Raw genomic sequence first — 12,984 nt, 5'->3', positions numbered from 1 at the left:
TTGCTAACTTATATCAAAATTTACAAACCATTTTGACATAAAACTCATAATATTTATTAATTAGAGCCAGCCGACTGTTTCGATTTTCTTTAATTAACTGTAGAAAAGACGTGCGTTGGCCGGTTTTGCTAACAAAGGGGAGGATTGCAGTACCCTCTCTACTCCTGCCTCAGTGCCACAATCGGATCCAGCCGCGAGGCTTTCCAGGCAGGGTAAAACCCGAAGAAGATTCCGACCGCCGCCGACACGCTGACGGCCAGGGCCATGGCGTGGACGGAAAACAGAGCCGGCCACCCGGCATATACGGCGATCACCTCGGTCGATGCGTATCCGATAACTATCCCTCCCAGACCGCCAAGCAGGCAGAGAATGACCGCTTCGAACAGAAACTGGGACAGCACATCCCGGTTGCGGGCGCCTAATGCAAGTCGAAGTCCGATTTCCCTGGTTCGCTCGGTCACGCTGACCAGCATCACATTCATGATACCGATACCGCCGACAAACAGCGAGATGCCGGCGATGGTGGAGAGCAGGACCGTCATTACCCGTGACGTCTCGGTTGCGGCGTCCGCTACCTCCTCTTGTGTCTGGATAGTGAAGCCGTCATCCTGGTGGGATGCCCGGCCGTGACGCTCGCGAAGCAGGTCGGTGATTTTCAGGGCCGCCATATCCATTGCCGACTCGTCATAAACCTGCGTGTTGATCACCATGGCATGTGTGCGGCCTGAAATTCGCTGAAATGCCGTTGTGTAGGGAACCAGGATGAGGTCATCCTGCACCGAGCCCATCAGCGACATGCCTTTAGGTTCCAGAACACCGATGATTCTCAGGGGAAGGCCATGCACCCGGATGGTTTCGCCTATGGGATCGGCCCCGTCAAAAAGTGCATCAAGAACGGTCTGTCCGATAACGGCTACCGTTTCGGCATTTTCAAGTTCCTCCTCAGTGTACATCCGTCCGCTTTCAATACCCCAGTTCCGGATCTGCAAATAGTGGGCAGACTGCCCGTAGATTGGCGTGTGCCAGTATTCATTTCCGTAGGTGACCACCCGCTGCGAACGGACTTCCGGACTCGCCGCGATGACTTCCGGAATTTCCTCTTCTATGGCCAGGGCATCTTCGACGGTGAGCCGGTTGACCCGATGGGTGGAAATGGGTTCATCTCCGCCAAGCTGGCGCTCTTCCGGAAAAACCAGCACCACATTCTGACCAAGCCGGTTAACCTGTTCTTCAACCTGATAACTGGCTCCCTGACCGAGTCCGACGACGGCAATCACTGCACCGATACCGATGACGATTCCCAGGGCAGTCAGCAATGTCCGCATCAAGTTACGGCGTAAAGCCGTTGCGGCAGTATATGGTACAGCACTCCATTTCATGTGTTTAAAATTTTTGATTAAGTGGACACATGCAATTCCATGACCGGTTTTAATCATGCGCCTGTGTGTCCTGACGCCCGTTCGGTCATGTTCATTTCATCTGTTTAAAATTTCTGATTTATAATGTCAGATAGAATGACATGACCGTTTTTAATCATACGCCTGTGTGCCCGGGCACCGGCCCGGTCATGTTCAGTTCATGAGGTTACCTTGTCTTCTGAATGGTGATGATCCTCGTCGACATCTTCCAGTGCTTCCGATGCAGACATGGATTCATGGTGTTCATCACTGATAATGCGGCCGTCGTGCAGACGGATGACCCTCCGGGCAAACCGGGCGATTTCTGCCTCGTGAGTTACCATCAGCGTTGTCAGACCCTGGCTGTTCAGATTCTGGATGAGATCGATCAGTTCCAGACCTGTGCGGCTGTCAAGGTTTCCAGTAGGTTCATCGGCCAGAAGAATTTCCGGCTCGGTGACCAGGGCCCGGGCAACGGCAACCCGCTGTTTTTGTCCCCCGGAAAGTTCATTCGGGGTATGTTTCATACGATCCTGAAGTCCGACCCGCTCAATGGCTTCCCTTGCCCGCCGCCGGATCTCCTTCCAGCTCAGCTCTTCCCGGCTGTAAATAAGCGGCAGCTCAACATTTTCCAGGGCTGTTGTCCGCGGCAAAAGGTGGAAAGACTGAAAAACAAAACCGAGCATTTTATTTCGAATTTCAGAAAGCTGATTGCGGTGCATTTGCGCCACATCCTGACCGTTTAGCAGATACTGCCCGCCGGTAGCCTGATCCAGACAGCCTATGATATTCATCAGTGTGGATTTTCCAGAACCGCTTGATCCCATGATTGCAGAAAACTCACCGCGTTGCACCGTAAGGTCAATACCGCGAAGTGCTTCAACCGCCACCGATTCGGTTTTGTAGGTTTTTGTTATGTCTTTTACTTCAATCAGAGCCATATATTATTATCAGCCGGACAGATTCCGGCAGCTTTTTCAGTATGTGGCCTGTCTTCCCTGCAGAAGACCGGGACCGCCCTCTTCTTCCCGGGTATCAAGAGAAATTCCCACGGCCAGCTCATCGCCTTCTTCGAGCCCGTCCAGAATTTCCGTGTTTAGTCCGTCGCTCAGGCCTGTTTCGACCTTCTGAGCAACAAGTTCATCCTCCCGTAAGATATAGACGACCGTATCTGTATCATCGGCATCGCCGGGATGGTCCGGCCGGATGTGATCAGGCAGTCGGGCCCGCAGCGCATTGTTTCGTACACGCAGTACATTGTCTCTTTCTTCGGTGATGATACTGACTTCTGCAGTCATGCCCGGTTTCAGCAAATGGTCCTCGTTACTGACTGAAATGATGGCCTGATAGTAGACGACATTATCTTCGGTGATAGGGGCATTGCGGACCTGTATCACCTCTCCTTCAAACTCGTCGTCACGGTAGGCATCGACATGAAACCGGACTTCGTTTCCTTCCTGCACCCTGCCAATATCGGCTTCTGATACATTGGCATAGATATGCATATGGTCGAGGTGGGTGGCAATAAGAAAAATTTCCGGAGCGTCCAGATTGGCAGAAACAGTCTGACCAACATCCACTTCGCGGGATATGACCATTCCGTCGGTTGGCGAGTGTATCGTTGTCTGGTTCAGCTCCAGCTGTGCACGGTTCAGCGCGTGCCGGCGCACTTCCACTTCTGACTCAGCCTGTTTCAGTGCAGCTTGCGCCTCATCAAGCTCCGAAGGCGAAATAAATTCGCGTTCCCGCAGCTCCATTGTGCGGCTGTGATGCATTCTGGCGTATTCAAGGGCGGCTTTGGCCGATTCGAGCTGTGCTTCGGCGGAGCTGACATCAGCCCTGAAAGTGGACGGATCTATTTGGGCGACAACCTGTCCCCTTTCAACTTCATCGTTAAAATCGGCATGAATCTCTTCGATAATGCCGGATACCTGACTTCCTACAAGTACCTCCTCCACCGGCTGGAGCGTACCATGCGCTGTGACATGGCTTGAAATATCTCCGTAATTGACGGTTTCGGTATTCAATGGCGGCAGGGAGTCGTCCTGTCCGCCAAAGTATTGAAACCCGAGCCAGCTAGCCAAAGCCACTGCGACGGCAATGAGCAACGCATATTTTAAAAATTTCATCAGTTTTAGGTAATGTTTGCCTTCGATACGCCCGCTGATAATACACTAATTATGGCAAATTATCAGTATTGCATACACCATTTGTGCGGGATTAATCAATTTTTACATTATCTTCGGCAATCTTTGTTGGTTAATGAATATGTAACAGCATATTCTTCGCGGAAGTTTACACTGCATTGACATCGGAGATTACCCATATACATCCGATTCTGATTAATACTCTTTTCTAATGCACCGCTTATGCGTATTATTATAAAGAAATTTTTTCTGATTCTATGAGCTGACCAGGGGCGGACTGTTGCAGCCATAATTCCGGCTGCGCCTCTCGTGGCATTTGAAACACGAAGGAGAGTACGTCACTGTTGGCGAGGCCGAAACAGATCTGACCATCTATTAGGCAGCTAACAAGAAAATCCGTCTCTGTTGTCTTTACTCGTGATTATTGTGACATTTCCTGCAACACGAAATCCCCTGTCTGTTCCGGAACATCCCTCTCTAACAGCTAATACATGATCACGATTGCCCATGCCGACTGGTCGGCGAATCCGGATAAACGCTGGATCACTATGGCCACTGGTCCGGATCCGAACAATCTGTATGTCACCTCTCCTGAACGCGTGCCGTCAGCCGGGAATCTGCTCAATGAATTGATTTCGGCCGGCTACCGGCGTGAGGATACAAACAGCGGCCGCAATCACCGCTTATGGATCGGGTTTGACTTTCCTCTCGGAATCCCCCTGGCTTACGCAAAAAAACTTGGAGTGTCATCGTTCCGCGAACTTCTCCGCAAGGCCGGAAAGGACTCGCTGTCCAAATTTTTCGACCCTGCGGAAACGGCTTCGGACGTTTCCATTTTCCGTCCCTTCTACCCCAGGCGTCCGGGCGGAACTTCCCGGTCTCATCTTGCTGAGGGACTTGGCATTAAAAGCTATACGGATCTCCTGCGTCATTGTGACCGTGCAACCAGACACCGGAAAGCCGCCGGCGCGATCTTCTGGACCATGGGCAGCCAGCAAGTCGGCAAAGCTGCCATATCCGGCTGGAAAGACATATTGCAGCCGGCCCTTAATGATCCCGGCCTGGATACGGCACTCTGGCCTTTCGATGGCAATCTTCACGACTTGCTGGCCGAACGACAGATTGTGGCAGCAGAAGTATATTCCGCAGAAGCTGCTATTCAATTAGGGCTTGGTGTTCCGGGGCGTGGGTGGAGCAAGCGATCCGTTACAGACAGAATGAGCAAGGCATCTTCATTATGTGATTTTCTCGACAGGATGGATATTACAATATCACAACAATTACGTGATGACATTCTGCATGGTTTTGGTGAAGACAGGCACGGTGAGGACCGGTTTGATTCGGTGCCTGGGCTCTTTTCAATGATTGGTATTCTGAAGGGTGAGAGACCGGAAGGAACCGTTCCGGATGGATTGATACGTTCGACGGAGGGATGGATACTTGGCCAGTAACCATCTTAGCAGCAACATTGTCATAAACTGACCGAAATCTGTATAATAAAGGTCTTCCGATAGTATCAGAGAGGATAATGCAGCAACACTGAACATTTCTCTTACAATAGGACACATTGTTGAGATAAACTTCGTTGGGGTAACCCTCGCATGCTGTTATTATATTGCATCATATATATTTGATGCATATTTTATGCACTATCAAGTACTGTTGCAGTATAACTACATCATAAACAACATTGCCGTGCAGCCATGCGAAAGAGCACATATTATATACTGATGGGAGATGTAGTCCAAAGCAGTGATTATCAACCGGATCAACTTGGCCGGGATCTGAAAAAGCTGGTATCATCCGCCAACCGTGACCTTGAAAATCATACGCTTTCTCCGTATACGGTGACTCTGGGGGATGAATTCCAGGGCGTCACCAAATCACTTTCATCCGCCGTAGAAACACTTTTTTACTTTGAAGAGCAAAAACTGGCCATGAATCTGGACTTCAGCCTGCACTATGTACTTCATTTCGGGAAAATCGAAACGGAAATCAACCCGGATACATCCTACGGTATGCTTGGTGAAGGATTGACGGAAGCGAGGAAAATGCTGACTGCAAAAAAAAGAGACCGCAGGCGATTCAACTTCAGCTTAAAAAAGAGGATGCTGTCACAGCAGCTAAACCGCATTTTTGTGGTGCTGGACGGTATTGCGGGGCGCTGGAAACGTGACGATTTTTCCCTGATACTGGACATGATCAAAACAGAGAGTGACCGGGAGGTCGGAGAAAAGTACGGAAAGGATCGCTCGCAGATCTACCGCCGGCGAAAAACCCTGATGATTGACGAATACTTAATGCTAAAGGCCTTCATTATAAATTACAGCAAAACGGAGTCGTCATGAACTGGATATGGCTCATTCTCACATATGCTGCAATGGAAATCATTATCAACGTGGTGTTTCATTTTGTGAGCACCCGGATGGAACCGGATGAAAACCGTTTTATGTCGGTATTCAAAGGGGTACTGGAGCGGCTGTTCCTGATCACCGGGTTGTTATCGGGATATCCGCAGGTGATCATTGCATTCGGCGCCATAAAAATCGGCACCCGTTTCCAGAAGAACACGAAAATATCCAATGACTACTTTTTAATCGGAAATTTCATCTCACTGCTGACGGCACTTGTTTACAGTCAGCTTGTCATGACGTTGATATTCTGAGTTACCGGCATTTTCCGAGCGGGTTTCAGATATTACCTTTTAAGGTAGTATCTTCCGGAGTGTCTGATGATACTCACATCCAACAATATTCAACCATTACAAAATGAGATATATTTACCTGACACTGATCATTGTCCTGACTGCTATAGTGCTGATTTTTACATTTCAGAATCTGGATCTGGCGACTCTGAAGTTTCTGAACATGAGAATTGAACTTCCGATATCCCTGATTGTCATTCTTGTCTATATTCTGGGCATGATGACGGGCGGATCACTGATCATGCTGATCAAAAACTGGCTCAACCGGGCGCGCATCAGGCGATAATTTTTCGTTGGTCAGAGCATCGGTTTCTTTCTGCTAAACTGTACTATTGAATCATACAAATTATGAAATACCCATGGCGGCTCACCGTCACAAAGGAGCATGATTATAGCCAACATGGGTATTTCACTTCGTGACCTTCGGTTCATGTGACGTTAGAGTCATGAATTATAAACACATGAAATGTCCATGACCGGGCTGGCGCCCGGACAAACAGGCGTATGATTAAATACGGTCATGGCATTACATCTGACCATATGAATCAAAAATTTTAAACAGATGAAATCATCATGACCGGCTAAAATCCGGACAAACATGAGCATGATTAAAAACGGTCATGTCATTCTATCTGACATTATAAATCAGAAATTTTTAACAGATGAAAGCTGCCACCATTACCAGATCAGGCGGACCGGAGGTAATTGAAGTCCGCGATTATCCTGATCCTGTTCCGGGTCCGGATGAAATTTCCATCAAAGTTTTTGCTGCCGGAGTCAATTTCGCGGATATCCTGGCGCGCAGGGGCCTGTATCCCGATGCACCGAAACCGCCGGTTGTCGTCGGCTATGAAGTGGCCGGTACCATTCTGAAAACTGGTAAAAATGTAAGCCGAAAGCCCGGTGAGCGGGTGCTTGCCCTGACACGGTTTCATGGCTACTCCGAAATCGTGGTCGTAAAAGAAGAGCAGGTATTTCGTGTTCCGGACAATCTGACGCTATCACAGGCCGCGGCCATACCGGTGAACTATCTGACCGCCTGGCAGCTATCGGAAATGGGAGGCCTGGGGAAAGATGACGTTCTGCTTGTCCATAACGCCGGTGGTGGTGTAGGGCTGGCCGCACTTGATATTGCACGTCACCGGGGCGCCAAAACCATTGGCACCGCATCGGCGTCCAAACATGAACGGCTCCTCGACCGGGGATATAATCATGTGATTGATTACCGGACCGAAAACTGGACTGAGCGGGTCCGGGAGATCACCGGCGGACGCGGTGTGGATCTGGTTTTTGATCCGCTCGGCGGAGCCAGCTGGAAAAACAGCTACCGGGTGCTGGCACCTTCCGGCAGACTGGGCATGTTCGGTGTCTCCGAAGTGACCACCTCCAGACTGGCCGGACCATTAAAATACCTTTCGGTGATGCGCCGCCTGCCTTTTTATACGCCCATACAGCTGATGAACGGAAACAAAGGCGTATACGGAGTCAACATAGGCCGGCTCTGGAACGAAAAGAAGAAAGTGCGCAGATGGGCCGAAGCCATACTGGCAGGCGCCGGGGAGGGCTGGATATCCCCTCACATCGATGCGGCATTCAAGCTTGAGGAGGCAGCGGATGCCCACAGATATATTGAAGAGCGAAAAAACTTTGGCAAAATTATATTGCTGCCAAATGCAAACGAGGAATAAAAAAAGTGATCGTATATGCTGGTACTTGTACTTGGCGGAAATTCAGAAATCGGATTAGCCGCAGCCAAACAATTTGCCGAAAAGGAAAAAGCTGACATTATTCTTGCCTCCCGCAACCTGGAAAAAGCCAGGGAAAACGCCCGTGACATTTCAGAAGAGTTCGGTGTCCGGGCCGAGGGCATGGCCTTTGATGCAACTGCATTCGATACACATCCAAAATTTTATAATGACCTGGCTGACAAGCCTGACATTGTTATTCAGGCGTTCGGCGTGCTGATCAAACAGCAGGAATGCCAGGAGGATTTTAAAAAGGCGCGCCAGGTGATCGACGGCAACCTGACCGGGGCAATCAGCATTCTTGAAATCGTGGCCCGGGATTTTGAAAGCCGCGGAGCGGGGACCATCATCGGACTAAGCTCGGTTGCCGGTGAGCGCGGCAGAAAAAGCAGTTATATTTACGCCGCAGCCAAATCGGGCCTGACCGTTTACCTGGATGGGTTGCGGCACAGACTGTACGGATCGGGCGCCACCGCAATCACCGTCCTTCCGGGCTTTGTCCCCACCAAAATGGTTGCAGGCCGATCTTCCAAGTTCGGCGTTACTCCGCTCGAAACGGCCGGGAAAGACATCTATGAAGCCTGGAAGAAAGGCAGACACAAAATCTACACCGGGAAAAAAATGCGCTGGGTAATGGCATATATAAGAAACCTGCCTGAATCTGTGATATTGAAGCGCAGGGATTTATAGTGCTTCACTGTCAGCAATTTCTTACATTATTGTCTGAAATCCCACCATAGCAACCCTGCAATCCAATTTCAAAAAACCATGACCATACTCATCGTTGTACTAATACTGCTTGTTATCATGGTCGGCACATCGATCGCCATTTATAACCGGCTTGTGGCGCTTCGCAACCGATTCAAAAACGCCTTTGCCCAGATCGATGTCCAGCTCAAACGACGCTATGACCTGATCCCAAACCTGGTTGAGACGGCCAAGGGGTATCTCAAGCATGAAAGGGAGACTCTGGAAGCGGTCATACAGGCCCGGAATCAGGCGCAACAGATTGAAAAGCAGGTTGCGCAGCAGCCGGATGATCCGGATGCGATGAAAAAGCTGATGGGTGCCGAGCAGTCCCTGAGCGGCGCACTTGGAAGACTGTTTGCCTTATCGGAGAACTATCCTGATCTGAAAGCCAATCAGAACATGATGCAGTTATCCGAAGGGCTCTCATCCACGGAAAACAAGATTGCTTTTGCCCGTCAGTCATTCAACGATGCGGTGATGAACTATAACACAGCCCGGGAAAAGTTTCCCAACATCATGTTTGCCAATATGTTCGGATTTCAGCCTGCCCAGCTCTTTGAGGTTGACACCACCGAAGAAAGGCAGGCACCGCAAATTTCGTTTTAACGCTGTTTCCTATTTAACCGTCAGATCATGGATTTTTTCGAAGCACAAGACCGGGCGCGCCGGGCAACCTGGAAGCTGGTAGGATTGTACATGATATCCATTCTGCTGATCATTGCCGCGGTGTATCTTGTTGTGCTGATACTGCTCGGCTATGGTGGACAGGTGCCTCCTGACGCTTCCGTCATGGAGCGGGTGTGGTTTCCTGATGTCCTGATGACGGTATCCACCATCCTGGTCATCATCATTCTTGCCGGAACATTATTCCGTGTGGCCCAGCTCAGGAAAGGCGGCTCGGCGGTGGCCGAAATGCTCGGCGGACGGAAAGTTGAGCCCTCCACCCGTGACCAGCAAGAGCGGCAGCTCATGAATGTTGTGGAAGAGATGTCGATCGCATCCGGGCTGCCGGTTCCCGATGTTTACCTGCTGGACAATGAGCAGAGCATCAACGCCTTTGCGGCCGGTTTCGGTACCGATGATGCCGCGGTCGGTGTCACAAAAGGAACGCTGGACAAGCTCAACCGTGATGAACTGCAGGGCGTCATTGCTCATGAGTTCAGCCATATTTTCAATGGCGATATGAGGCTGAATATCCGGCTCATCGGTATTCTGAACGGTATTTTGCTGCTGCATATCATGGGAATGATAATGATGCGCAGTGCCGCCTTTTCCCGCATGGGCGGATCGGGGCGCGGGGGCAGCGGCGGCGGAGGCCAGGCTGCGCTGGTGATGATCCTGCTTGGTGTCGCCCTTCTGATCATCGGATACATCGGCATGCTCTTCGGGCGGATGATCCAGGCGGCCATTTCCCGTCAGCGGGAATATCTGGCCGATGCGGCAGCAGTACAATATACCCGCAATCCTGACGGCATCGCGGGCGCCCTGCGGAAAATCGCTGAAACCAGGCACGGCGGCAAAATCAATGACGGACACGCCATGGAGATGAGTCACCTGTTCTTTGCCAGCAGTTTTCACTCTGCCCTTGACCGCATGTTTGCCACCCATCCGCCGCTGGAAAAACGAATCAGGGCAATCGATCCGGCATTTGACAAGGAAAATGAGAAGAAGAAGGCGCGCATCAAAAAGCGGCTTGAAAAAGATCGTGTTGCAGACACGGCCCGGGCTGGCGGTTCCGCTCCCGGGAAAGCATCCGGACAAGCTGCATCCGAATCCGGTACGGCAGTTCCAGGAATTCCGGGCATTGGCGCAGATTCGGCCCATCCTGCCTTGAGGCCGGAAATTATCCTTGCTGCCATTGGTACGGTGGACGGGGACCGGATGCGGGTCGCGGGTCAGCTGATTGAGCGCATCCCGGTGAAACTGAGGGAAGTGGCGCACGAGCCGCTCGGGGCCGAAGCTCTTACCATTGCGCTGTTGCTATCCGGACGTGAACCATCTTCAGAAAAGCTGCCGGAATGGTATCGTGAGGAGTCCGGCAAGGAGCTGACCCGACTTACGCAAAAGCTTTTGCGTGATCTGAAAAAAGGAAGCCGGGAGTGGTTCCTCCCGCTTGCCGAACTGGCATTGCCTGCACTAAGACAGATGAGCGAGCTCCAGTATACACAGTTCCGTGAAACCATCGAGCGGCTGATACGCGATGACGAGAACGTAAGTCTGTTCGAGTTCGCCATGGAAAAAATGATTGTTCATCAACTGGACACCGCCTATTCCAAAAGAAAAGATCCGAAAATCAGGCATTATCATTTCAAGACACTGTCAGACGAGTTTGCCGTCCTGCTGTCGGCCATGGCCCATGCATCGGAAAGTGATACGCAGGCAGCCTGGGATGCCGGACTTGAGCCTGTGCGGGAGCTGCTGCCCGGTGACATCCGGCTGCTGGGTCCGGATGAGTACACTTTTGAAGTACTGGATAACGCACTGAAAGAAATTGCCGCGTCGGCAAATCCGGTAAAAAAATACCTGCTTTCATCTCTTGCACACAGCATTTCGGCCGATGATCAGATATCCGCCCGTGAACGGGAGCTGTTCCGGGCAATTTCCATTGCAATAGGAAGTCCGGTACCCCTCGGAGCATTTTAACACATTCCCTAATGGCAGATTTTCAGGAAGGATCACAGCAGACAGACGCGGTTATTACGTGGGTCGACGGGAACGACCAGGCGCACCGGGAAAAACGGGAAAAGGCAGAGGCATCGCAATGCGGCTTGTCATCAGAGCCGGTAAAAACCGGACAGGATGCGACCCGATTTCTTGACAACAAAGAGCTGGTCTATTGCATCAACTCCATCCGGCTCTTTGCCCCCTGGATCCGGAAGATTTTTCTTGTGACGGATAATCAGAAACCGGACTTCCTTACACCGGAGCTTCAGAAAACATGCAATCTGGAGATTGTTGACCACAAAGTGATTTTTGAATCATACGAATGGGCATTGCCGACGTTCAATTCGCGTACAGTTGAAACTGCGCTCTGGCGAATTCCCGGACTGGCACCGCGCTTTATTTATTTCAACGATGATTTTTTCCTGGCCGGCAAAACCGTACCCGGGCACTTTTTCACCGATGACGGGGTGGTTTTGCGCGGGAGCTGGGACAAGATGCACAGCTACGGTCCCCTCAGAATGAAGCTGAACGATGCCGGCACGTTTTTTTCAAAAAAAATCCTCGGGATCACCAGGTCGATGAATCTTCTTCTGCAGATCCGGTCTGCCCGCCTTGCAGGGTTCACCGACAAGTACTTCAGAACCCCGCACATCCCCCACCCCATCCGTACAGAGACACTGAAAAAATTTTTTGAAACGCATCCCCGCCCTTTCGAGGAAAACATCCGATACCAGTTCAGAAACACGGCCCAGTTTTCATCGGTATATCTGGCGCATCATCTGGAAATCGCCTCTGGTCACGCGGAGTTGAGGGATGCTTCGGACTTTGTGATGCTCAACGGTGAAATGGACTTCGGATTTACCCTGCGCCGCAAGCTGCGTCTGATCCGCAATCAGGATGTGCGTTTTGCCTGTTTGCATGGATTTGAGAGTTTCAGCAGGAAGCACCGTGAGGAGATCCGGCAGACACTTGGCAATCATATTGACGGGCCCGTCAGTTTGAACGGATCTGATCGGGCCGGCGCACCCTGATTTGCGGCACGCCTTCATGCATTTCTATTCTGCCTGAAATACAGACTTCCCGTGTCAGATAGCGCTCCTCTGGCGGCACCTGCCATTTTGCCCGGTCATCGCCCCAGATAACTGCTGTGAAGGGCTGATCGGGATGCGGTCGCCCCAGGTTGAGGAATGTCGGCTCACCGCCAATCCGTGGCACATAATCGGCGGACTCCACCACACCGCACACTTCGGCCATTTCACCGACATGGTCTTTGGCGTCAAAAGCTGAAATGCGTATTTCGGGGTCGGGATCGGAGGGCTCCGGCTGATACACACGTGACAGGATAAGTCCGGCGAGCATAATGACAGCCAGGACCGGCAGGATGTAGGCAAGCATTTTCCGGAAGTATTTCATACTGCAATGTACGGAGTTTATACGAGTGCCTAAACTGCTAAAAGTATCGCTTGCAACTATTCCGGCCTGTTCCGGACGATACTCACAGTATTATTATTGCGTGATTTGTACACATATTACTGTTTTTTATTTATTTATTTTTTAATATGGTGGCTGGTCCATTC

The 12,984-nt window shown here is 50.9% G+C and carries 13 protein-coding genes; 9 read left to right on the top strand and 4 right to left on the bottom strand.

The window, feature by feature from the left end:
* Positions 1–158: 158 nt before the first annotated feature.
* The 3 genes from NATSA_RS10270 to NATSA_RS10260 form a co-directional block, all read right to left on the bottom strand.
* The gene (locus NATSA_RS10270; protein WP_210512302.1) at positions 159–1,379 is read right to left on the bottom strand and encodes an ABC transporter permease; all 1,221 of its coding nucleotides are present in this window, start codon (positions 1,377–1,379) and stop codon (positions 159–161) included.
* A 197-nt stretch (positions 1,380–1,576) separates the two neighbouring features.
* Positions 1,577–2,338, bottom strand: coding sequence for an ABC transporter ATP-binding protein (locus tag NATSA_RS10265; protein WP_246481786.1), 762 nt, complete (start codon positions 2,336–2,338; stop codon positions 1,577–1,579).
* Between the two features lie 36 nt (positions 2,339–2,374).
* Entirely contained in the window at positions 2,375–3,526 is a 1,152-nt protein-coding gene (locus NATSA_RS10260) for an efflux RND transporter periplasmic adaptor subunit (RefSeq protein ID WP_210512300.1), read from the bottom strand.
* Positions 3,527–4,035: 509 nt separating this feature from the next.
* Here NATSA_RS10260 and NATSA_RS10255 point away from each other — a divergent pair.
* The 9 genes from NATSA_RS10255 to NATSA_RS10215 all read left to right on the top strand — a co-directional run bounded on the left by NATSA_RS10255 (position 4,036) and on the right by NATSA_RS10215 (position 12,438).
* On the top strand, positions 4,036–4,995 hold the full coding sequence (locus tag NATSA_RS10255; protein WP_210512298.1) for a hypothetical protein: 960 nt from the start codon (positions 4,036–4,038) through the stop codon (positions 4,993–4,995).
* A gap of 252 nt (positions 4,996–5,247) precedes the next feature.
* A complete protein-coding gene (locus NATSA_RS10250; RefSeq protein ID WP_210512296.1) occupies positions 5,248–5,892 on the top strand; it encodes a SatD family protein in 645 nt (214 codons plus the stop codon).
* Positions 5,889–6,209 carry a hypothetical protein gene (locus NATSA_RS10245; RefSeq protein ID WP_210512294.1) on the top strand — a complete coding sequence of 107 codons (321 nt, stop codon included), beginning with the start codon at positions 5,889–5,891 and terminating at the stop codon, positions 6,207–6,209. The genes NATSA_RS10250 and NATSA_RS10245 overlap by 4 nt, the downstream gene beginning before the upstream one ends.
* A 103-nt stretch (positions 6,210–6,312) precedes the next feature.
* Complete coding sequence (locus tag NATSA_RS10240; protein WP_210512292.1) at positions 6,313–6,534, top strand: LapA family protein; 222 nt, start codon at positions 6,313–6,315, stop codon at positions 6,532–6,534.
* Positions 6,535–6,910: 376 nt separating this feature from the next.
* A complete protein-coding gene (locus NATSA_RS10235) occupies positions 6,911–7,936 on the top strand; it encodes a synaptic vesicle VAT-1 family membrane protein (protein ID WP_210512290.1) in 1,026 nt (341 codons plus the stop codon).
* Positions 7,937–7,951: 15 nt separating this feature from the next.
* A complete protein-coding gene (locus NATSA_RS10230; protein WP_210512288.1) occupies positions 7,952–8,683 on the top strand; it encodes an SDR family NAD(P)-dependent oxidoreductase in 732 nt (243 codons plus the stop codon).
* A 78-nt stretch (positions 8,684–8,761) separates the two neighbouring features.
* Positions 8,762–9,349 carry a LemA family protein gene (locus NATSA_RS10225; protein ID WP_210512286.1) on the top strand — a complete coding sequence of 196 codons (588 nt, stop codon included), beginning with the start codon at positions 8,762–8,764 and terminating at the stop codon, positions 9,347–9,349.
* A 27-nt stretch (positions 9,350–9,376) separates the two neighbouring features.
* Entirely contained in the window at positions 9,377–11,386 is a 2,010-nt protein-coding gene (locus NATSA_RS10220; protein ID WP_210512284.1) for a M48 family metallopeptidase, read from the top strand.
* A gap of 11 nt (positions 11,387–11,397) precedes the next feature.
* Positions 11,398–12,438: a stealth family protein gene (locus tag NATSA_RS10215; RefSeq protein WP_210512350.1), complete on the top strand. Its 1,041-nt coding sequence runs from the start codon at positions 11,398–11,400 to the stop codon at positions 12,436–12,438.
* Here NATSA_RS10215 and NATSA_RS10210 read toward each other — a convergent pair.
* Positions 12,401–12,820 (bottom strand): hypothetical protein, encoded by a 420-nt coding sequence (locus NATSA_RS10210; RefSeq protein WP_210512282.1) that lies wholly within the window; start codon positions 12,818–12,820, stop codon positions 12,401–12,403. The genes NATSA_RS10215 and NATSA_RS10210 overlap by 38 nt on opposite strands.
* Positions 12,821–12,984 lie beyond the last annotated feature (164 nt).

This window comes from Natronogracilivirga saccharolytica (assembly GCF_017921895.1).
Lineage (GTDB): Bacteria > Bacteroidota > Rhodothermia > Balneolales > Natronogracilivirgulaceae > Natronogracilivirga > Natronogracilivirga saccharolytica.
This window is presented reverse-complemented; position numbering and strand designations above follow the sequence as displayed.